At 54.8% G+C, this 21,721-nt stretch carries 21 protein-coding genes; 15 read left to right on the forward strand and 6 right to left on the reverse strand.

Annotation, left to right across the window (positions count from 1 at the left end):
• Nucleotides 1–69 precede the first annotated feature (69 nt).
• The 3 genes from clpP to bolA all read right to left on the reverse strand — a co-directional run bounded on the left by clpP (nucleotide 70) and on the right by bolA (nucleotide 2,901).
• Complete coding sequence (gene clpP / locus V7Q49_RS10695; RefSeq protein WP_032616835.1) at nucleotides 70–693, reverse strand: ATP-dependent Clp endopeptidase proteolytic subunit ClpP; 624 nt, start codon at nucleotides 691–693, stop codon at nucleotides 70–72.
• Nucleotides 694–953: 260 nt separating this feature from the next.
• Entirely contained in the window at nucleotides 954–2,252 is a 1,299-nt protein-coding gene (gene tig, locus V7Q49_RS10700; protein WP_333851026.1) for a trigger factor, read from the reverse strand.
• A gap of 331 nt (nucleotides 2,253–2,583) precedes the next feature.
• A complete protein-coding gene (gene bolA / locus V7Q49_RS10705) occupies nucleotides 2,584–2,901 on the reverse strand; it encodes a transcriptional regulator BolA (RefSeq protein ID WP_039032378.1) in 318 nt (105 codons plus the stop codon).
• Between the two features lie 304 nt (nucleotides 2,902–3,205).
• Here bolA and V7Q49_RS10710 point away from each other — a divergent pair, with 304 nt between their 5' ends.
• The 9 genes from V7Q49_RS10710 (at nucleotide 3,206) to V7Q49_RS10750 (ending at nucleotide 12,726) form a co-directional block, all read left to right on the forward strand.
• A complete protein-coding gene (locus tag V7Q49_RS10710; RefSeq protein WP_333851028.1) occupies nucleotides 3,206–3,784 on the forward strand; it encodes a lipoprotein in 579 nt (192 codons plus the stop codon).
• 45 nt (nucleotides 3,785–3,829) lie between these two features.
• Nucleotides 3,830–5,305, forward strand: a complete 1,476-nt coding sequence (gene ampG / locus V7Q49_RS10715) for a muropeptide MFS transporter AmpG (protein ID WP_333851030.1) — start codon at nucleotides 3,830–3,832, stop codon at nucleotides 5,303–5,305.
• 477 nt (nucleotides 5,306–5,782) lie between these two features.
• Nucleotides 5,783–6,730: a cytochrome o ubiquinol oxidase subunit II gene (gene cyoA, locus V7Q49_RS10720; protein ID WP_333851032.1), complete on the forward strand. Its 948-nt coding sequence runs from the start codon at nucleotides 5,783–5,785 to the stop codon at nucleotides 6,728–6,730.
• A gap of 16 nt (nucleotides 6,731–6,746) precedes the next feature.
• Complete coding sequence (gene cyoB / locus V7Q49_RS10725; protein ID WP_333851035.1) at nucleotides 6,747–8,738, forward strand: cytochrome o ubiquinol oxidase subunit I; 1,992 nt, start codon at nucleotides 6,747–6,749, stop codon at nucleotides 8,736–8,738.
• Nucleotides 8,728–9,342, forward strand: a complete 615-nt coding sequence (locus tag V7Q49_RS10730) for a cytochrome o ubiquinol oxidase subunit III (protein ID WP_333851037.1) — start codon at nucleotides 8,728–8,730, stop codon at nucleotides 9,340–9,342. Before cyoB ends, V7Q49_RS10730 begins: the two co-directional genes overlap by 11 nt.
• The gene (locus V7Q49_RS10735) at nucleotides 9,342–9,668 is read left to right on the forward strand and encodes a cytochrome o ubiquinol oxidase subunit IV (protein WP_032616827.1); all 327 of its coding nucleotides are present in this window, start codon (nucleotides 9,342–9,344) and stop codon (nucleotides 9,666–9,668) included. Before V7Q49_RS10730 ends, V7Q49_RS10735 begins: the two co-directional genes overlap by 1 nt.
• 11 nt (nucleotides 9,669–9,679) lie before the next feature.
• Nucleotides 9,680–10,567, forward strand: a complete 888-nt coding sequence (gene cyoE / locus V7Q49_RS10740; RefSeq protein ID WP_333851040.1) for a heme o synthase — start codon at nucleotides 9,680–9,682, stop codon at nucleotides 10,565–10,567.
• A 238-nt stretch (nucleotides 10,568–10,805) separates the two neighbouring features.
• Nucleotides 10,806–11,138: a hypothetical protein gene (locus V7Q49_RS10745; RefSeq protein ID WP_333851042.1), complete on the forward strand. Its 333-nt coding sequence runs from the start codon at nucleotides 10,806–10,808 to the stop codon at nucleotides 11,136–11,138.
• Nucleotides 11,139–11,364: 226 nt separating this feature from the next.
• Nucleotides 11,365–12,726: an MFS transporter gene (locus V7Q49_RS10750; protein WP_333851044.1), complete on the forward strand. Its 1,362-nt coding sequence runs from the start codon at nucleotides 11,365–11,367 to the stop codon at nucleotides 12,724–12,726.
• A gap of 31 nt (nucleotides 12,727–12,757) precedes the next feature.
• Here V7Q49_RS10750 and V7Q49_RS10755 read toward each other — a convergent pair whose 3' ends face one another.
• Nucleotides 12,758–13,249, reverse strand: a complete 492-nt coding sequence (locus V7Q49_RS10755) for a YajQ family cyclic di-GMP-binding protein (RefSeq protein WP_333851047.1) — start codon at nucleotides 13,247–13,249, stop codon at nucleotides 12,758–12,760.
• A 128-nt stretch (nucleotides 13,250–13,377) separates the two neighbouring features.
• On the opposite strand from V7Q49_RS10755, the gene panE reads away from it, so the two are divergent.
• Both panE and yajL read left to right on the forward strand, forming a co-directional pair.
• The gene (panE, locus tag V7Q49_RS10760; RefSeq protein WP_333851049.1) at nucleotides 13,378–14,289 is read left to right on the forward strand and encodes a 2-dehydropantoate 2-reductase; all 912 of its coding nucleotides are present in this window, start codon (nucleotides 13,378–13,380) and stop codon (nucleotides 14,287–14,289) included.
• Nucleotides 14,252–14,845 (forward strand): protein deglycase YajL, encoded by a 594-nt coding sequence (gene yajL / locus V7Q49_RS10765; RefSeq protein WP_333851051.1) that lies wholly within the window; start codon nucleotides 14,252–14,254, stop codon nucleotides 14,843–14,845. The genes panE and yajL overlap by 38 nt, the downstream gene beginning before the upstream one ends.
• Before the next feature lie 95 nt (nucleotides 14,846–14,940).
• On the opposite strand, the gene thiI is transcribed toward yajL, so the two are convergent.
• Entirely contained in the window at nucleotides 14,941–16,389 is a 1,449-nt protein-coding gene (gene thiI / locus V7Q49_RS10770) for a tRNA uracil 4-sulfurtransferase ThiI (RefSeq protein WP_333851053.1), read from the reverse strand.
• A 192-nt stretch (nucleotides 16,390–16,581) separates the two neighbouring features.
• On the opposite strand from thiI, the gene xseB reads away from it, so the two are divergent.
• The 4 genes from xseB to V7Q49_RS10790 all read left to right on the forward strand — a co-directional run bounded on the left by xseB (nucleotide 16,582) and on the right by V7Q49_RS10790 (nucleotide 20,651).
• Entirely contained in the window at nucleotides 16,582–16,824 is a 243-nt protein-coding gene (xseB, locus tag V7Q49_RS10775; protein ID WP_103824033.1) for an exodeoxyribonuclease VII small subunit, read from the forward strand.
• Nucleotides 16,825–17,724 carry a (2E,6E)-farnesyl diphosphate synthase gene (gene ispA, locus V7Q49_RS10780; RefSeq protein ID WP_059308615.1) on the forward strand — a complete coding sequence of 300 codons (900 nt, stop codon included), beginning with the start codon at nucleotides 16,825–16,827 and terminating at the stop codon, nucleotides 17,722–17,724.
• 24 nt (nucleotides 17,725–17,748) lie between these two features.
• Nucleotides 17,749–19,611 carry a 1-deoxy-D-xylulose-5-phosphate synthase gene (gene dxs, locus V7Q49_RS10785; RefSeq protein WP_333851056.1) on the forward strand — a complete coding sequence of 621 codons (1,863 nt, stop codon included), beginning with the start codon at nucleotides 17,749–17,751 and terminating at the stop codon, nucleotides 19,609–19,611.
• A 65-nt stretch (nucleotides 19,612–19,676) separates the two neighbouring features.
• Complete coding sequence (locus V7Q49_RS10790) at nucleotides 19,677–20,651, forward strand: aldo/keto reductase (protein ID WP_333851058.1); 975 nt, start codon at nucleotides 19,677–19,679, stop codon at nucleotides 20,649–20,651.
• 85 nt (nucleotides 20,652–20,736) lie between these two features.
• Here the strand turns inward: V7Q49_RS10790 and thiL are convergent, their stop codons facing one another.
• Nucleotides 20,737–21,708, reverse strand: coding sequence for a thiamine-phosphate kinase (gene thiL / locus V7Q49_RS10795; RefSeq protein WP_333851061.1), 972 nt, complete (start codon nucleotides 21,706–21,708; stop codon nucleotides 20,737–20,739).
• Nucleotides 21,709–21,721: the final 13 nt, after the last annotated feature.

The following is a 21,721-nucleotide window of genomic DNA, read 5'->3' on the forward strand; positions in this document are numbered from 1 at the left end:
CAGACGCAGGCTGCTGGTAAGCAAAGTGCCGCCCTACCATAGTATAGCGGCACACCCGCGCCGTGGGCATCAATTACGGTGGGTCAAAATGGAGTCGACTAAGCCGTACTCAACTGCCTCTGGTGCGGACAGGAAGCGATCGCGCTCGGTATCACGCTCGATCTGCTCTAGTGATTGACCCGTATGGTGAGCCATAAGTTCATTCATGCGTCCTTTGACCTTCAGGATTTCACGGGCATGAATTTCAATATCTGTCGCCTGGCCCTGGTAACCACCCAGCGGCTGGTGAATCATTACGCGCGAGTTTGGCAGGCAGAAACGCTTGCCTTTCGCCCCTGCGGTCAGCAGGAATGCGCCCATCGATGCCGCCTGGCCCATACAAATGGTGCTCACATCAGGCTTGATGAACTGCATGGTATCGTAAATGGACATCCCGGCAGTGATCACGCCACCAGGGGAGTTGATGTACAGGTAAATGTCTTTTTCCGGGTTTTCCGCTTCCAGAAACAGCATCTGCGCGACGATCAGGTTCGCCATGTGGTCTTCCACCTGGCCAGTCATGAAGATAACGCGTTCTTTAAGCAGACGGGAGTAGATATCAAAAGAACGTTCACCTCGAGAGGTCTGTTCAATAACCATTGGCACCAGCGCCATATGGGGTGCAAAGTTATCTCGTTCGCCACTGTATGACATTTCCGTCTCCTGGATAAAAAATGAAAATACCTGCTGTACTGATTGTAACCTTGCGGACGGATTATCAGCCAGTCTCTTTAATACTGCTTCCCCACTAATGGGGGCGGCTCAGCCCTATTTCAAGCATAACAATCTTTTGTTTTAACGCTAACACTGAAAAAGCGTTTTATCACGCTTTGGGATTTATAACTGTGATAAAAAAAACCCGCCGCCGGGAGGCAACGGGTTTTTTGCTCAAACTTTAAACGAAGCAGGCAGAATTAAGCCTGTTGGTTCATCAGTTCGTTGAAAGAAGTGGCTTTTTCGGACACTTTCGCTTTGGCCAGAACGGCTTCAACAGCCTGCTCTTCCAGAGCTACGTTGCGCATGTTTTCCATCAGCTCTTTGTTGCTGCCGTAGAAAGCAACCACTTCTGACGGATCTTCATAGGCAGAAGCCATCTCTTCGATCAGACCTTTAACGCGCTCTTCGTCAGCTTTCAGCTCGTGGGTACGAATCACTTCGCCCAGCAGCAGACCAACAACAACGCGGCGTTTAGCCTGCTCTTCGAACAGCTCACGAGGCAGTTCCAGAGCTTGTTTCTCGTTGCCACCGAAACGCTGTGCAGCCTGGCGACGCAGAACGTCGATTTCGCTGTCGATCAGGGCCGCAGGGATTTCGATTTCGTTAGCTTTAACCAGACCGTCGATCGCCTGAGACTTAACGCGGTTACGCACGGCGCCTTTCAGCTCGCGTTCCATGTTTTTACGCACTTCTGCACGCAGGCCTTCAACAGAACCATCTTCAACGCCGAAACGTTTGATGAAATCTGCAGTCAGTTCTGGCAGTTCGCGGTCTTCAACTTTCTTCAGGGTAATGGCGAATTTCGCCGCTTTACCTTTCAGGTTTTCAGCGTGGTATTCTTCCGGGAAGGTCACGTCGATGGTGAACTCTTCGCCTGCGCTGTGGCCTTTGATACCCTCTTCAAAGCCTGGGATCATACGACCCTGGCCCATCGCCAGTACGAAGTCAGACGCTTTGCCGCCTTCGAACTCTTCGCCGTCTACAGAGCCGGAGAAGTCGATGGTGACACGGTCTTCTGCATCCGCAGCGCCGTCTTTATCTTTCCAGGTTGCCTGCTGCTTACGCAGGGTATCCAGCATGCCGTCAACGTCGGCTTCAGTCACTTCAACGATTGGTTTTTCAACTTCGATCGCGTCCAGACCTTTCAGCTCAACTTCCGGGTACACTTCGAACTCTACTGCGTAGGTGAAGTCTTCGCCCAGTTTGTATTCGCCCGGAACATAGGTCGGGGAACCGGCTGGATTGATTTTTTCTTTGATGATCGCGTCAACGAAGTTGCGGCTCATCAGGTCACCCAGCACGTCCTGGCGAACAGAAGCGCCATAACGCTGAGCAACGACATTCATCGGTACTTTGCCCTTGCGGAAGCCGTCAATACGGACTTTCTTTGCTACGTTGACCAGCTCGCTTTTTACAGCGTTTTCGATGCTGTCAGCAGCGATTGTAATCGTTACACGGCGGCCAAGGCCTTGAGTGGTTTCAACTGAAACTTGCATCTTGTTACCTCAAAAAAATCACAGTGCTCGGTCAACTCTGAATTTGCCTCGCAATACCGGGATGCTCTCTTAGCAGATTCACATTCCCTGTCGCCAGAATCATCCCGAAGACATTCATATTAAGACGCGGCATTATAGCGGCATCACTTTAGTGAGTCGAGAACGGTTGGCGCATGTTGCTGCGGCTTTTTTCACACTTTCAGGCTATTTTCGGCCTTAAAATCGCGCCACCGGCTCAAAACCCGGACAAAACAAAACGGCCCGCAGGCCGTTTTGACGTAATCTTTATGCAACATACTGGAAAAGCTCCCGCTGTTGCAAACAGGATTTATTATGCGATTGTCCCGGCTCCCCGGCACGGTGGCGATGCGAAAATCGTATCCTGCAAGCCCTTCCACTCTTTGATCGTATAAGTGTGCAACGCCAGCGCATGGACCGTGGTCGAGAGCTCTTCCGTCAGGGTTCCGTAAATCATACGGTGCCGATTCAGAAAACGCTCACCAGCGAAACGATCGCTGACCAGCACCACTTTAAAGTGGCTCTCAGAGCCTGCCGGTACGTTATGACGATAGCTTTCGTCGACGACTTCAAGGAACACAGGTTCGAACGCCGCCCTTAACTTATCTTCAATCTGTTCACGTATCATCATGAAATTACTCCTCCGACAACGCTGAGATGTCACCCATCCCTTTAAATGTTAGCCGCTTTTACCGCTTGCATAACAAGAAGACAACAAAAATTTAGCTTTCATCTGATTTTCTCATTCAACCATATGAAGTCCTATAAGGGGAGAGCCGTTTTATCGCCCGGATAACGGAAAAGCGTTTCAGATGGTCAGTTTTCAGACAAGGCGATGAATTTACATGCGTTGACCACTTCCCCTCGCCGTTGGCGATGTTATGATGGCGGCAATTTTTTTCTATATATGCTTACGATTCGTTGAGAGCCTGAACATGTTAAAAAAACTCATTTTCCCTTTAGTCGCCCTGTTTATGCTGGCCGGCTGCGCTACCCCACCGACGACCATTGATGTGTCTCCTAAGATCTCGCTGCCGCAGCAGGATCCAAGCCTGATGGGCGTTACCGTCAGCATTAACGGCGCGGATCAGCGCACAGACCAGGCGCTGGCGAAAGTCACCCGTGATAACCAGCTGGTCACGCTGACGGCGTCCCGCGATCTGCGCTTCCTGCTGCAGGAAGTGCTCGAGAAGCAAATGACCGCACGCGGCTACATGGTCGGCCCAAGCGGCGCGGTTGATCTGCAGATTATCGTCAACAACCTGTACGCAGACGTCTCTCAGGGCAACGTGCGCTACAACATCGCGACCAAAGCCGATATCGCCATCATCGCCACCGCGAAGAACGGCAACAAGATGAACAAGAACTACCGTGCAAGCTACTCGGTTGAAGGCGCATTCCAGGCCACCAACACCAATATCGCTAATGCCGTGAACAGCGTGCTGACCGACACCATCGCCGATATGGCGCAGGACACCAGCATTCACGAGTTCATCAAGCAGAACGCACGTTAATTCTGCCTGCTGACCCGACCCCCGGTCGGGTCAGCTAACCTGCCCATGTCCAGTCAATACTTACGTATTTTCCAGCAGCCTAAATCAGCTATCCTGCTGATCCTCGGTTTCGCCTCCGGTTTACCCCTTGCTTTAACATCGGGCACGTTACAGGCGTGGATGACCGTCGAAAATATCGATCTTAAAACCATCGGCTTCTTCTCTTTGGTCGGCCAGGCCTATGTCTTCAAGTTCTTATGGTCGCCGATGATGGACCGCTATACCCCGCCGTTCCTCGGCAGGCGTCGTGGCTGGTTGCTGATGACCCAGGCGATGCTGCTGCTGGCGATTGCCGCGATGGGTTTCCTGGAACCCGCATCGCAGCTGCGCTGGATGGCCGCGCTGGCGGTGGTGATTGCCTTCTGCTCCGCGTCGCAGGATATCGTTTTTGATGCCTGGAAAACGGACGTGCTCTCGGCCGAAGAGCGCGGCACCGGGGCCGCTATCAGCGTGCTGGGCTACCGCCTGGGGATGCTGGTCTCCGGCGGGCTGGCGCTATGGCTGGCAGACCGCTATCTCGGTTGGCAGGGCATGTACTGGCTGATGGCCGCCCTGATGATCCCGTGCATGATCGCAACCTTCCTCGCCCCTGAGCCGAGTGATGTTATTCCTGTACCCCGCTCCCTCGAGCAGGCGGTTGCCGAACCGCTGCGCGACTTCTTTGGCCGCAACAATGCCTGGCTCATTCTGCTGCTGATTGTGTTGTATAAGCTTGGTGATGCCTTTGCCATGAGCCTGACCACGACCTTTTTGATCCGTGGAGTGGGCTTCGATGCCGGCGAAGTGGGAGTGGTGAATAAGACGCTGGGGCTGATTGCCACCATTATCGGCGCGCTGTATGGCGGCGTGCTGATGCAGCGTTTGAGCCTGTTCCGCGCACTGCTGATCTTCGGCATTCTGCAGGGGGTGTCGAATGCGGGTTACTGGCTACTCTCCATCACCGACAAGCATATGCTCAGCATGGCGACGGCGGTGTTCTTTGAAAATCTGTGCGGCGGGATGGGAACGGCTGCGTTTGTCGCCCTGCTGATGACGCTGTGCAACAAATCTTTTTCCGCGACCCAGTTCGCCCTGCTCTCCGCGCTCTCCGCCGTCGGCCGGGTTTACGTCGGTCCTATCGCGGGCTGGTTTGTGGAAGCGCACGGTTGGGCTGAGTTTTATCTCTTCTCCGTCTTTGCGGCTATTCCGGGCCTGCTGTTGTTATTACTCTGTCGTCGCTCGCTGGAATATACCCAGCAGACGGAACACTTTATGGTTCGGACGCGTTTCCCGTTAGCCTATCGCTTCGCGTTAAGAATATTGCTGGTGGGATGTCTGGCCCTGGCGCTGTGGCTTATCCTGGCGATCGTCAATGCCACGACCACCCTTGCATTGCCGTATAGCCTGCTCCTGCTGGACATCGGCGCGCTGCTGGCGCTGACCGGGATCCTCACGGGCGCGCTCCTCGACTACCTGGCGATGCGTGAGAGCCACAGGGTGTAAAACCGGCGCAAAACGTTATTTCCCGTTGTAATCACCCAGGTAAATTATAACGGCAAATAAATTTGGTCAGGGAAAAATAATATTTGTTGTTTCGTGCTTCTTAGAATTCTGGAAATTATTGGAACATGGGAGAGTGTGTATTTTCCGTTAACCGATTCAGCAAACGAAACATTAATTTTACGTTTTTTAGTTGTCTCTTTATTGATAATTATTTGTTAATGATTTGTGTGTTTTTAGCAATGGTTATACCAATTGCCCTTTTTACCCTACCTACCGAGTCTGTTTCGTTATAACGCCCGTCTGGCGGTGCTTACGTCTGAAAAGCGGTTATAATTTGCAACATCTGTGACTTCCCTGGCAGAACCTGGTAACACGTTCCTGACACAGGTCTAATGATGTTTACAGTAATGTAACGTTCCCGTAAAATGCCCCCACACTTTAAACGCCACCAGGTCCCCGTGGAATTGAGGTCGTTAAATGACACTTAGGAAATACAATAAAAGTTTGGGATGGTTGTCGTTATTTGCAGGCACTGTATTACTCAGTGGCTGTGATTCTGCGCTGCTAGACCCCAAAGGACAGATTGGACTGGAGCAACGTTCGCTCATTCTGACGGCTTTCGGCCTGATGATGATCGTCGTGATTCCCGCCATCTTGATGGCTGTTGGTTTCGCCTGGAAGTACCGTGCGAGCAATAAAGATGCGAAGTATAGCCCTAACTGGTCACACTCCAATAAAGTGGAAGCTGTGGTCTGGACGGTGCCGATTCTGATCATCCTGTTCCTTGCCGTGCTGACATGGAAAACCACTCACGCGCTTGAACCTGCAAAACCGCTGGTTCACGATGAGAAACCGATTACGATCGAAGTCGTCTCCATGGACTGGAAATGGTTCTTCATCTACCCGGAACAGGGCATTGCTACCGTGAACGAAATCGCCTTCCCGGCGAACGTCCCGGTGCAGTTCAAAGTAACGTCTAACTCCGTGATGAACTCCTTCTTTATCCCGCGTCTGGGTAGCCAGATTTACGCGATGGCCGGTATGCAGACCAACCTGCACCTGATCGCGAATGAAGCAGGCACCTATGATGGTATCTCCGCCAGCTACAGTGGCCCGGGCTTCTCTGGTATGAAGTTCAAAGCCATTGCCACGCCTGACCGTGCCGCTTTCGACCAGTGGGTTGCTAAAGCGAAACAGTCTACGAACACCATGTCTGACATGGCCGCGTTCGACAAAGTGGCAACACCTAGCGAATACAACAAGGTGGAGTACTTCTCTGACGTGAAACCTGATTTGTTTAAAGACGTTATCAACAAATTTATGGGCCACGGCAAGAGCATGGACATGACCCAACCGGAAGGTGAGCACGCATCACACGAAGGCATGGAAGGCATGGACATGAGCCACGCGGAAACCTCTCACTAAGGGGCCGAGGAAGAAAATGTTCGGAAAATTAACACTGGATGCAGTGCCGTACCATGAGCCAATTATCATGGTCACGATTGCTGCCATTATCATCGGTGGCGCAGCCTTAGTTGGCTTGATCACTTACTTCGGTAAGTGGAGCTATCTGTGGAATGAGTGGCTGACTTCGGTTGACCACAAAAAACTCGGTATCATGTACTGCATCGTCGGTATCGTCATGTTAATTCGTGGCTTTGCCGATGCAATCATGATGCGTAGCCAGCAGGCGCTTGCCTCCGCTGGCGAAGCAGGCTTCCTGCCACCGCACCACTACGACCAGGTCTTTACCGCCCACGGCGTTATCATGATCTTCTTCGTGGCGATGCCGCTGGTTATCGGTCTGATGAACGTGGTTGTGCCGCTGCAAATCGGCGCGCGCGACGTTGCGTTCCCGTTCCTGAACAACCTGAGCTTCTGGTTCACGGTTGTTGGTGTGATTCTGGTTAACCTTTCTCTGGGCGTCGGTGAGTTCGCGCAGACTGGTTGGCTGGCCTATCCGCCGCTTTCGGGAATTGAATACAGTCCTGGCGTAGGTGTTGATTACTGGATTTGGGCGCTACAGCTCTCCGGTGTCGGTACTACCCTGACCGGTATTAACTTCTTCGTGACCATTATCAAGATGCGTGCCCCTGGCATGACCATGTTCAAGATGCCGGTATTTACCTGGGCATCTCTGTGCGCCAACATCCTGATTATCGCGTCATTCCCAATCCTGACTGTCACCGTCGCGCTGCTGACCCTGGATCGCTATCTGGGCACCCATTTCTTCACCAATGATATGGGCGGCAACATGATGATGTACATCAACCTGATTTGGGCATGGGGTCACCCTGAAGTGTACATCCTGGTTCTGCCGGTCTTCGGTGTGTTCTCCGAAATCGCAGCGACCTTCTCGCGTAAGCGTCTGTTTGGTTACACCTCGCTGGTGTGGGCAACCGTGTGTATTACCGTTCTGTCGTTTATCGTTTGGCTGCACCACTTCTTCACCATGGGTGCGGGCGCGAACGTTAACGCCTTCTTCGGTATCACCACCATGATTATCGCAATCCCAACCGGGGTTAAGATCTTCAACTGGCTGTTCACCATGTACCAAGGTCGCATCGTGTTCCACTCAGCAATGCTGTGGACCATCGGCTTCATCGTCACCTTCTCCGTGGGTGGGATGACCGGCGTACTGCTGGCCGTGCCGGGTGCTGACTTCGTTCTGCACAACAGCCTGTTCCTGATTGCGCACTTCCACAACGTTATCATCGGCGGTGTGGTCTTCGGTTGCTTCGCAGGTGTGACTTACTGGTGGCCAAAAGCCTTCGGTTACACCCTGAACGAAAAATGGGGCAAACGCGCGTTCTGGTTCTGGATCATCGGCTTCTTCGTCGCATTTATGCCGCTGTACGTGCTGGGCTTCATGGGTATGACCCGTCGTCTGAGCCAGCAGATCGATCCGCAGTTCCACCCAATGCTGATGGTTGCAGCGGGCGGCGCGGTGCTGATTGCCTGCGGTATTGCGTCTCAGCTGATTCAGTTCTACGTCTCTATTCGCGACCGCGATCAGAACCGTGACCTGACCGGTGACCCATGGGGTGGCCGTACGCTGGAGTGGGCAACCTCTTCTCCACCGCCGTTCTATAACTTTGCCGTTGTGCCGCACATTCATGAGCGTGATGCATTCTGGGAAATGAAAGAAAAAGGCGAAGCGTATAAGCAGCCTGCACAGTACGAAGAGATCCACATGCCGAAAAACAGCGGTGCGGGCATTGTGATTGCCGCCTTCGCGACGGTATTTGGTTTCGCTATGATCTGGCACATCTGGTGGCTTGCGATCGTCGGCTTTGCTGGCATCGTTATCAGCTGGATTGTGAAGAGCTTTGATGAGGACGTGGACTACTACGTACCAGTCCGTGAAGTTGAAAAACTGGAAAACCAGCATTTCGACGAGATTGCTAAAGCGGGGCTGAAAAATGGCAACTGATACTTTAACCCACGCGACTGCCCATGCGCATGATCACGGGCACCACGATACAGGGCCGATGAAAGTCTTCGGCTTCTGGATCTACCTGATGAGCGACTGCATCCTGTTCTGCTGTCTGTTCGCGACCTATGCCGTTCTGGTGAACGGCACAGCGGGCGGCCCGACCGGCAAGGAAATTTTCGAGCTGCCGTTCGTTCTGGTTGAAACCGCACTGCTGCTGTTCAGCTCCATCACCTACGGCATGGCGGCTATCGCCATGTACAAGAACAACAAGAGCCAGGTTGTCTCCTGGCTGGCGTTGACCTGGCTGTTTGGTGCTGGATTTATCGGGATGGAAATCTATGAATTCCACCACCTGATCATGGAAGGTTTCGGTCCGGATCGCAGTGGCTTCCTGTCAGCGTTCTTCGCGCTGGTAGGTACTCACGGTCTGCACGTAACGTCCGGTCTGATCTGGATGGCGGTACTGATGTTCCAGGTATCCCGTCGCGGCCTGACCAGCACTAACCGCACCCGTATTATGTGCCTGAGCCTGTTCTGGCACTTCCTGGATGTGGTCTGGATCTGTGTGTTCTCTGTTGTGTATCTGATGGGGGCGATGTAATGAGTCATTCAAACGATCATGGCGCTTCCCACGGTAGCGTAAAAACCTACATGACAGGTTTCATCCTGTCGATCATCCTGACGGTGATCCCGTTCTGGATGGTGATGAGCGGTACTGCTTCTCACGCGGCAATCCTGGGCACTGTCCTGGTTACCGCGGTAGTGCAGATTCTGGTGCATCTGGTTTGCTTCCTGCACATGAACACCAAATCTGATGAAGGCTGGAACATGACGGCATTCATCTTTACCGTGATTATCATCGCAATCCTGGTAGTCGGCTCCATCTGGATTATGTGGAACCTCAACTACAACATGATGGTTCACTAAGAGCGGCGAGTATGTTTAAGCAATACCTGCAAGTCACAAAACCTGGCATCATCTTTGGCAACCTGATCTCGGTGATCGGAGGGTTCCTGCTGGCCTCTAAAGGCAGCATCGATTACACCCTCTTTATCTACACGCTGGTTGGGGTGTCACTGGTTGTCGCGTCCGGTTGTGTATTTAACAACTACATCGACATGGATATCGACAGGAAGATGGAAAGGACTAAAAATCGGGTGCTGGTAAAAGGCCTGATGTCCCCTGCCGTCTCGCTGGTGTACGCCACCTTGCTGGGTATTGCTGGCTTTATGCTGCTGTGGTTCGGCGCCAACCCTCTGGCCTGCTGGCTGGGGGTGATGGGTTTCGTGGTGTATGTAGGCGTCTACAGCCTGTATATGAAACGTCACTCCGTCTACGGTACGCTGATTGGTTCTCTCTCCGGCGCTGCGCCGCCGGTGATTGGCTACTGCGCGGTCACCAACGAGTTCGACAGCGGTGCGCTGATCCTGCTGGCTATCTTTAGCCTGTGGCAGATGCCGCACTCCTACGCCATTGCGATTTTCCGCTTTAAGGATTATCAGGCAGCGAACATTCCGGTACTGCCGGTAGTGAAAGGCATCTCCGTTGCCAAGAACCATATCACGCTCTACATCATTGCCTTTGCGGTTGCTACGCTGATGCTCTCTCTGGGCGGTTACGCTGGGTACAAATATCTGGTGGTTGCTGCAGCGGTGAGCGTCTGGTGGCTCGGCATGGCACTGCGGGGTTATAAAGTGGAAGACGACAAAGTCTGGGCACGTAAGCTGTTTGTGTTCTCGATTGTTGCTATCACTTCCCTGTCGGTAATGATGTCCGTCGACTTTATGGTGCCTGATTCACATAATCTGCTGACCTACGTCTGGTAAGTTCGCCAGACGGCGTTACTCAACAGCCCGCTACCGTTATGGTCGCGGGCTGTTTTTTTTGACATATCCAAAACTAATTATTAATACCTTACAGATCACTCTCAAATATTAATCAAGCTAAAAAAAGAGCATATAAATCCATTTGCTACTTTTTGCCTGTCTCATTGTTATTCCCCGGTGGTACTCTCTCGCCGTGAGTATTGTGCTCACGCTCTTCTCATTTAATAAGGAAATAAAAGTGAAAGAATTATCAATGAATGAAATCCAGTACATCTCCGGCGGTTTTAATCTGATGGGCGCCGCAACTGGCTTCACCAGTTTTGTCTATAACTCTGCGGTTGGCTTTGGCACCTTCGTAGCCACCTCTGGCACCGCCTTCGCTGACTTCGTAGTAGACAGCGCACTTGCGTTTGGTTCATTCGTGGTCGGCGCTTCCAACTGGCAAACCTTTGTGACTACCGGTTCAAATAACTGGAATGGTTTTGTCGAAACGGCGGGAAATAGCTGGTCATCTTTCGTAAACAATGCTGCCGGTGACTGGAATAACTTCCTGGTAAAAGCCAACGCGTAAAATAGGCTCCGTTGCAGGAACAGGTTATTAAACCTGTTCCTGGTTTATCATTAATTATCGAAAGACGTAAAAACCGATAAGCATCATTATCCCCTCCCCTTTCGCCACGCCTTTTTCTGCTTAATAGCACAGATCATTCATGTAATTTATATTTGTTCACCATCGCTCTGTTTACCCGAACGCCCGCTCGCACTACACTGAACGCGCTTTTTAGACAGAGGTGGTAATGAACGATTATAAAATGACGCCAGGCGAGTTACGCGCCACCTGGGGTTTGGGGACGGTTTTCTCACTGCGTATGCTCGGCATGTTTATGGTCCTGCCCGTTCTGACCACTTACGGCATGGCACTGCAGGGGGCAAGCGAGGCATTAATTGGTCTTGCCATCGGTATTTATGGCCTGGCGCAGGCGGTCTTTCAGATCCCTTTTGGCCTGCTCTCTGACCGCGTCGGCCGCAAGCCGCTGATCGTCGGCGGACTGCTGGTATTTGTCGCCGGTAGCGTGATTGCCGCCCTCTCCCACTCCATCTGGGGCATTATTCTCGGTCGTGCGCTGCAGGGCTCCGGTGCCATTGCCGCCGCCGTGATGGCGCTATTGTCCGATCTGACCCGCGAACAGAACCGCACCAAAGCGATGGCCTTTATTGGCGTCAGTTTCGGCGTGACCTTTGCTATCGCCATGGTTCTCGGGCCAATCATCACCCATGCGCTGGGGCTGCATGCCCTGTTCTGGATGATCGCCGTGTTGGCGACCCTCGGCATTGCGCTGACCATCTGGGTCGTGCCTGACAGCAAAAACCATGTCCTGAACCGCGAATCGGGGATGGTCAAAGGCTGCTTCAGCAAGGTGCTGGTCGAGCCGCGTCTGCTGAAACTCAACTTCGGCATCATGTGCCTGCATATCCTGTTGATGTCCACCTTCGTCGCCCTGCCCGGCCAGCTGGCGGCAGCGGGTTTTCCGGCGGCTGAGCACTGGAAAATCTACCTGGTCACCATGCTCATCTCGTTTGTCTCCGTGGTGCCGTTTATTATCTATGCCGAAGTGAAGCGCCGAATGAAGCGCGTCTTCCTGGCCTGCGTCGCCCTGCTGCTGATCGCCGAAATCGTCCTCTGGGGTTCCGGCCCGCACTTCTGGGAGCTGGTCGCGGGCGTGCAGCTCTTTTTCCTCGCCTTTAACCTGATGGAAGCCCTGCTGCCGTCGTTAATCAGTAAAGAGTCGCCGGCAGGCTATAAAGGAACGGCGATGGGGATCTACTCCACCAGCCAGTTTATCGGCGTGGCTATCGGCGGATCTCTTGGCGGCTGGGTCGATGGCATGTTCGATTCACAAACCGTATTCCTGGCGGGTGCGCTGCTGGCAACGGTCTGGCTGCTGGTGGCCAGCACCATGAAAGAACCGCGTTATGTCAGTAGTCTGAGAGTGGAAATTCCGCAGGATGTTGAGATTAGCGAGGCCTTAAAACAGCGCCTTGAAGCGAAAGAAGGTGTCAGCGAGGTATTACTGGTGCCGGAAGAACGCAGTCTGTATGTCAAAATCGACAGTAAAGTGACTAACCGCTTTGAAGTTGAGCAGGCGCTGAAAGCCTGAAAAAAAGCCCGGCATCTCGCCGGGCTTTTTCTTAATCGCGGAAGTTCTTGAACTGGAACGGCTGGCCGAGATCGCCGCCACGCACCAGCGCCATCACACCCTGTAGATCGTCGCGGGATTTTCCGGTGACACGAATCTCTTCGCCCTGAATCTGAGCCTGTACTTTAAGCTTGCTGTCTTTGATGAGCTTAACGATTTTTTTCTGCATCGCGCTCTCAATACCCTGCTTCAGTTTGGCTTCAACAAACCAGGTTTTGCCGCTGTGCACGAAGGTTTCCGGCACGTCGAGGGAGGTCCCTTCGATGCCGCGCTTCAGCAGCTTGGCGCGCAGAATGTCCAGTAGCTGGGTGACCTGAAAATCGGACTCGCTCAGCACCTTAATGGTCTTATTTGCGTCGTTCAGCTCAAAACTGGCCTCAACGCCACGAAAATCGAAACGCGACTCAACTTCACGGCTGGCGTTGTCCACGCCGTTACGTACTTCCTGGATATCAACTTCGGAAACAATATCGAAAGATGGCATCTTTTCTTCTCCCTTCACTTTTGTTGCGTTGCATAATACCCGCTACGGGGCATAACTCAACAGAAGCTTAGTTGTCGACGCTATACTACATGTTGTAACACCTGGCTTGTTGCAGGTGAGGAGGAACGATGAAAATTACCGTGCTCGGATGTGGGGCACTGGGACAACTTTGGCTCGCCGCACTTCGCAAACAGGGGCATGAAGTTCAGGGCTGGATGCGCGTGCCACAACCCTATTGCAGTGTAAACCTGATTGAAGAAGACGGGAGCATCTTTAACGAATCTCTTATCGCCAACGATCCTGATTTTCTGGCGCAAAGCGATCTGCTGCTGGTTACCCTGAAAGCCTGGCAGGTCTCCGACGCCGTGCGGGCGCTGGCAACCACCCTTCCCCGTACCTCACCGATTATGTTGCTTCACAACGGTATGGGCACTATAGAAGAGCTCAAAAGTGTCCCCCAGCCGCTGCTGATGGCCATTACCACCCATGCGGCTCGCCGCGACGGCAACGTGATTGTTCATGTCGCCAGCGGGATGACGCATATCGGCCCGGCCAGAGCGCAGGAGGGAGACTACAGTTATCTGGCGGATTGCTTTCAGCAGGTGCTGCCGGATGTCGCCTGGCACGATAACATTCGCCCGCAGATGTGGCGCAAGCTGGCGGTAAACTGCGTGATTAATCCGCTGACCGCTCTGCTGGATTGCCCGAACGGTGAGCTTCAAAAGCATCCGCAGACGGTCGCAACGCTGTGTGCCGAGGTCGCTGCCGTGGTGGAGCGCGAAGGCATTCACACCTCGGTGGACGATATTCGCTATTACGTTGAAGAGGTCATTGAGAGCACCGCCCAGAATATCTCTTCGATGTTGCAGGATATCCGCGGACTACGTCATACCGAAATTGACTACATTACCGGTTACCTGCTAAAACGCGCCCGCGCGCACGGTATCAGCGTGCCGGAAAATGTCCGTCTCTATGAACAGGTTAAACGTAAGGAGAGTGAGTATGAGCGCGTCGGCACTGGTATGCCTCGCCCCTGGTAGCGAAGAGACCGAAGCGGTCACCACTATCGATCTGCTGGTTCGCGCCGGGATTAACGTCACGACGGCAAGCGTCGCCAGCGATGGCAATCTGATCATCACCTGCTCGCGTGGGGTGAAAATTGTCGCCGATGCGCCGCTGGTGGAGGTCGCCGACGGTGATTACGACGTCATCGTTTTGCCAGGCGGTATTAAGGGGGCGGAGTGCTTTCGCGACAGCCCGCTGCTGGTCGAGACGGTGAGGCAGTTTCACCACTCCGGGCGCATCGTCGCCGCCATTTGCGCAGCCGCAGCCACGGTGCTGGTGCCGCACAATATCTTCCCGATTGGCAATATGACCGGTTTCCCGACGCTAAAAGATAAGATCCCCGAAGAGCAGTGGGTGGATAAGCGCATGGTCTGGGATCCGCGTGTCAATCTGTTAACCAGCCAGGGGCCGGGCACGTCGATTGATTTTGCGCTGAAGATTATCGAGCTGCTGGTCGGGCGGGCAAAAGCCTATGAAGTGGCCTCATCATTGGTGATGGCGGCAGGGATTTATAACTATTACGAAGCGTAAGGCGTAAAAAAGCCGGGTGGCGGCTACGCCTTACCCGGCCTACAAATAGCACGAACCTGTAGGCCCGGCAAGCGCAGCGCCGCCGGGCATTTTAACTACGGGCGATACACCTTCACATTGGTAAAGCCCTGCTCGCGCAGATAGAGCGCCTGCAGACGGCTCATCACCCCGCGCTCGCACCACAGCAGATAGGTTTTGTTCTTATCCAGATCGCCAAATTTGGTGCTCAGCTTGTAGAACGGCAGCGAGGCCACTTCCACACCTTCCGGCTCAAACGGCTTCGCATCCTGCTCATCCACTGAGCGGATATCCAGCAGCACGTCATCAGGACCAAAACCGTTCACGGTTTCCACTTCAACTACGTCCTGCTCGGTCTGCTGGGCGATCTCGCGGATATCGATGTTAGAGGCTTCAGCCACCACTTTCTCAAGGATGCTGAAATCGAAGTTCTCTTCTTCCGCTTCGATCTTCGCCTTCACCGCTTTTACGGTTGGGCTCTTGGAAATCACGCCGCAGTACTCCGGCATGGTGCGGGCGAAGTCTTCGGTACCGATTTCGCGCGCCAGATCGATAATGTGCTCTTTATCATGGGAGATCAGCGGACGCAGGATCAGCGTATCAGAGACGTTGTCGATAAGACGCAGGTTGGTCAGGGTCTGGCTGGAGACCTGGCCCAGCGCTTCGCCGGTGACCAGCGCCTGCACGCCGTAACGCTCAGCCACTTTCGAGGCCGCACGCACCATCATGCGCTTCAATACCACGCCCATCTGGCCGTCATCGACTTTCTCAAGGATCTCGCCAACTACTGGCTCAAAGTTGATCGCCACAAAACGCACGCGGTGGGAGCTGCCGAAGCGGTTCCACAGATAATGCGCCACCTGACGCACGCCAATTTCGTGTGCCGCACCGCCGAGGTTGAAGAAGCAGTAGTGCACACGGCAGCCGCGACGCATCAGCATATAGCTGGAAACGCCGGAGTCGAAACCGCCGGAGATCAGCGACAGCACATCTTCCTGGGTGCCAATCGGGAAACCGCCGATACCTTCATAGCGGCCTTTCACCAGCAGCAGACGGTCGTTTTCGATTTCGAGATTTACAGTCACTTCCGGGTTGGTCAGGCGCACGCGCGCAGACTCAACGTGCTGATTCAGCCCGCCGCCGACGTAGCGTTCAACTTCAATGGAGCTAAACTCATGCTTACCGCGACGCTTGGCGCGCACGCAGAAGGTTTTGCCTTCGATTTGATCGCGATACTGCGCCAGCGCTTTTTCGAAGATATCGTGCAGAGAAGTGAACGGAACATCTTCCACTTCCAGAATATGGTGGATCCCCGGAATACGGGTTAAGGCATCACGAATGTCCAGGCGCTTGTTTTCATCTTTGGCGCGGACTTCAACGTGATCCCAGTGACGCACGACGGCCAGCGTCTCGTCGTAGTGCTTCAGAACGTTACGAATGTTCCCGGTTAAAATTTTAATAAAGCGCAAACGCACAGATTGGCTTTTGATGGTGATTTCCGGGAACAATTTAATGATAAACTTCATGGCGGCAATGTTTCTTTGGCAAGCGATAAGGCTTGTAATGGAAAAGTACAGCAGCCCACATTTCCAGGGCTGCATCCAGGCGCGGAAGTATACCACCATCGCGTGGCTCCTGTGCACATTGCGCGTTATTTGATAATTACCCTGAGTCCGATACCATATCAGGGATAAAAAACTGAGAGTCAGACATTCACTATGCCGAAGAAAAACGATGCACCCGCCAGTTTCGAAACTGCGCTGAGTGAACTGGAGCAAATCGTTACCCGTCTGGAAAGCGGCGACCTGCCGTTAGAAGAGGCGCTTAATGAATTCGAACGCGGCGTGCAGCTGGCGCGCCAGGGCCAGGTTAAGCTGCAACAGGCGGAACAACGCGTGCAGATCCTGCTCTCCGATAACGAAAACGCTGCCACGACCCCCTTCACACCGGATGCCGAGTAGATGGACTTTTCGAACCAGCTTCAGGCATGCGTCGGGCGTGCTGACGACGCGTTGCGCCGTTTTATCGCGCCGCAGCCTTTTCAGAACACTCCACTGGTTGAGGCCATGCATTATGGCGCACTGTTAGGCGGCAAACGCCTGCGTCCTTTTCTGGTGTATGCCACCGGCGGGATGTTCGGGATCAGTGCCGATACGCTGGATGCGCCAGCGGCTGCGGTCGAGTGTATTCACGCCTACTCGCTGATCCATGACGATCTGCCGGCGATGGACGACGATGACCTGCGTCGCGGCCAGCCGACCTGCCACATTAAGTTTGGCGAAGCGAACGCCATTCTCGCAGGCGATGCCCTGCAAACCCTGGCGTTCTCGATTCTGAGCGATGCCCCGATGGTGGAAGTGGCGGATCGCGACCGTCTGGCAATGGTTTCCGAACTGGCAATGGCCAGCGGCGTTGCCGGTATGTGCGGCGGTCAGGCGTTGGATCTTGAAGCGGAAGGTCGTCAGGTTAATCTGGAACAGCTGGAGCGTATTCATCGCCACAAGACCGGGGCACTGATTCGTGCCGCCGTCCGTCTGGGCGCGCTGAGCGCGGGTGAGCAGGGTCGCAACGCCCTGCCCGTTCTGGATCGCTACGCAGAAAGTATCGGTTTAGCCTTCCAGGTTCAGGATGACATTCTGGATGTCGTGGGCGATACTGCAACATTGGGAAAACGTCAGGGTGCCGATCAGCAGCTTGGCAAAAGTACCTATCCCGCCCTTCTGGGTCTTGAGCAAGCCCAACAAAAAGCCCGGGACCTGATTGCGGATGCCCGCCAGTCGCTTGAACAACTGGCCGCGCAGTCACTGGATACCTCGGCACTGGAAGCGCTAGCGGACTATATAATCCAGCGTGATAAATAACGAAAACACCACGATGAGTCTCTGATGAGTTTTGATATTGCCAAATACCCGACACTGGCGTTGGTTGACTCCACCCAGGAGTTACGTCTGTTGCCGAAAGAGAGTCTGCCGAAGCTGTGCGACGAGCTGCGTCGCTACCTGCTCGACAGCGTAAGCCGCTCCAGCGGCCATTTCGCCTCCGGGCTTGGCACGGTGGAGCTCACCGTGGCGCTGCATTATGTCTATAACACGCCGTTCGATCAGCTGATCTGGGACGTGGGGCATCAGGCTTATCCGCACAAAATTCTCACCGGCCGTCGCGATAAAATTGACACTATTCGTCAGAAAGGCGGCCTGCATCCGTTCCCGTGGCGCGGTGAGAGCGAGTATGACGTGCTGAGCGTCGGCCACTCCTCCACCTCCATTTCTGCCGGGATCGGTATTGCCGTTGCCGCCGAAAAAGAGAACAAGCGGCGCCGCACCGTCTGCGTCATTGGCGATGGAGCGATCACCGCCGGGATGGCCTTTGAGGCGATGAACCACGCGGGCGATATCAAACCCGACATGCTGGTGGTGCTCAATGATAACGAAATGTCGATCTCCGAAAACGTCGGGGCGCTGAACAACCACCTGGCGAACCTGCTTTCGGGCAAGCTCTACTCCAGCCTGCGTGAAGGCGGCAAAAAAGTTTTCTCCGGCGTACCGCCGATTAAAGAGCTGCTGCGCCGCACCGAAGAGCACATCAAAGGCATGGTGGTCCCCGGCACGCTGTTTGAAGAGCTGGGCTTTAACTACATCGGCCCGGTAGACGGGCACGACGTGCTGGGGCTGGTCTCCACGCTGAAAAACATGCGCGACCTGAAAGGCCCGCAGTTCCTGCACATCATGACCAAAAAAGGCCGGGGCTACGAACCGGCGGAAAAAGATCCCATCACCTTCCACGCGGTACCTAAATTCGACCCGACCAGCGGCTGCCTGCCAAAAAGCAGCGGCGGGATGCCGAGCTATTCGAAAATCTTCGGCGACTGGCTGTGCGAAACCGCCGCCAAAGACAGCAAGCTGATGGCCGTAACCCCGGCGATGCGCGAAGGCTCCGGGATGGTGGAGTTTTCCCGCAAATACCCGACGCAATATTTTGATGTCGCTATCGCCGAACAGCATGCGGTGACCTTTGCCGCGGGCCTGGCGATTGGTGGCTACAAGCCGGTGGTGGCGATCTACTCCACCTTCCTGCAGCGCGCCTACGATCAGGTGATCCACGACGTCGCCATTCAGAAACTGCCGGTGCTGTTCGCCATCGATCGGGCGGGCATTGTCGGCGCCGACGGCCAGACGCACCAGGGGGCGTTCGATCTCTCCTTTTTGCGCTGTGTCCCGGACATGGTGGTAATGACCCCGAGCGACGAAAACGAGTGTCGTCAGATGCTGTTCACCGGCTACCACTATCAGGACGGCCCAACCGCCGTACGTTATCCGCGCGGTAACGCCGTAGGCGTCACCCTCGAGCCGCTGGCAAAACTGCCGATTGGTAAAGGCGTCGTCAAACGTCGCGGTGAGAAGCTGGCGATCCTCAACTTCGGTACGCTGATGCCGGAAGCGGCAAAAGTGGCGGAATCCCTCAACGCGACGCTGGTGGATATGCGCTTTGTGAAGCCGCTCGATGAGGCTCTGATTCTGGAGATGGCCTCACGGCACGAGGCGCTGATCACCCTGGAAGAGAATGCCATTATGGGTGGCGCAGGCAGCGGTGTGAACGAGGTGCTGATGGCGAAGCGTAAAGTCGTGCCGGTACTGAACCTCGGCCTGCCGGATCACTTTATCCCGCAGGGTACCCAGGACGAAGCGCGCGCCGACATTGGCCTGGATGCCGCCGGTATCGAAGCCCGCATCACCGCCTGGCTGGCATAATCCCTCCCCTTTCCGCTCCTGCTATGCTTAACGTTACGTTTTAAGTAATCAGCAGGAGTGGAACCATGCAATACAATACATTAGGAAAAACGGATCTTAAGGTTTCCCGTCTTTGTCTGGGCTGCATGACCTTTGGCGAGCCGGATCGCGGTAAGCACGCCTGGACGCTGCCGGAAGAGAGCAGCCGTCCGATCATCAAACACGCCCTCGAAGGCGGCATTAACTTCTTTGATACCGCCAACAGCTACTCCGACGGCAGCAGCGAAGAGATTGTAGGCCGCGCGCTGCGCGACTTCGCCCGCCGTGACGAGGTGGTGGTCGCTACCAAGGTGTACCATCAGGTGGGCGATCTGGCGGAAGGCCTCTCCCGGGCGCAGATCCTGCGCTCCATTGATGACAGCCTGCGACGCCTGAACATGGATCACGTCGATCTGCTGCAGATCCACCGCTGGGATTACAACACCCCGATTGAAGAGACGCTGGAAGCGTTAAACGACGTCGTCAGAGCGGGCAAAGCGCGCTATATCGGCGCCTCGTCAATGCATGCCGCCCAGTTTGCCGAAGCGCTGGCGCTGCAGGAACAGCACGGCTGGACGCCGTTTGTCACCATGCAGGATCACTACAATCTTATCTACCGCGAAGAAGAGCGCGAGATGTTGCCCCTGTGCTATCAGCACGGCGTGGCGGTGATCCCCTGGAGTCCGCTGGCGCGCGGCCGCTTAACCCGTCCGTGGGGAGAGACCACTGCCCGCTCGGTATCGGATGAGTTTGGCAAAACGCTGTATGAAGAAACCGAAGCCAATAACGCGCAGATTGCCGAGCGTTTAACGAGGATTGCCGAGGAGCTTGGCGCGACGCGCGCCCAGGTGGCGCTGGCATGGGTGCTGAGCAAACGGGGCGTTGCCGCACCGATTATCGGCACCTCGCGCGAAGAGCAGCTCGACGAGCTGATTAACGCCGTGGATATCACCCTGACCCCGGAACAGATTGCCGAGCTGGAAACGCCGTACAAGCAGCATCCGGTGGTGGGATTTAAGTAATAAAAAAGCCCGGTGGCGCTGCGCTTACCGGGCTTACGATCGCACCTGTAGGCCGGGTAAGGCGAAGCCGCCACCCGGCAACACATCAAGCGAAGTGATCATACCCTTTCCAGTCGAGCGTCACTGGCGCGCCGTTCTGCACAAACTGCATCCCTTCGCTTTCAGGCATGATCTGGCCGATACAGGTAAATCCGGCCCCCAGATTGGCTAACGCCACATCCAGCGTGCCGCGATTCAGCTCGGGTACGGTAAAGCACAGTTCATAATCTTCACCGCCGGAGAGCGCCCAGCGCAGCGCCTGCTCTGGCTCCACGTGCCTGCGCATCGCGGCTGAGAGCGGGAACAGATCCAGGTCGATCCGCGCACCCACGCCGCTGGCTTTCAGGATATGGCCGAGATCGGAGATCAGGCCATCCGAGAGATCGATGGCTGAACTGGCGCGGTCGCGCAGCGCCTGGCCGTGCAGAATGCGCGGCGTCGGGCGCAAATGGCGTTGCACAAAATACGCCGCATCTTCAGCGTTCTCCACGGCGAAACGCTTCTGCAATAGGGCCAGCCCTGCCGCGCTGTCACCCGGCGTACCGGTGACGTAAATCCAGTCGCCCGGTTTCGCGCCAGAACGCTTCAGCGCGCGCCCCATCGGCACATAGCCGTGGATCGCCAGGGTCATCGATAGCGGACCGGCGGTGGTATCGCCGCCGATCAGCTGCATATCGTAATAGTTAAGCTGTTCAAACAGCGCGTCGCTGAAGGCCTCAAGCCAGCTTTCATCGACCTTTGGCAGGGTCAGGGCCAGCGTTAACCACGCCGGATCGGCCCCCATCGCCGCCAGATCGCTCACGTTCACCGCCAGCGCTTTATACGCCAGATCGGCAGGATCGATATCCGGCAGAAAATGATGACCAGACACTAGGGTGTCGGTGCTGATCGCCAGCGTCTGTTTTTCGGGGATATTGAGAAGTGCACAGTCGTCGCCGATGCCGGTTTCCACATCGAGACGCGAGCTTCTGACTCGGTCAAAATAACGGGCAATCAGGGAAAATTCGCCACATGCCATACGTTATGCCTCA

The organism is Leclercia sp., from assembly GCF_036780805.1.
GTDB lineage: Bacteria > Pseudomonadota > Gammaproteobacteria > Enterobacterales > Enterobacteriaceae > Enterobacter.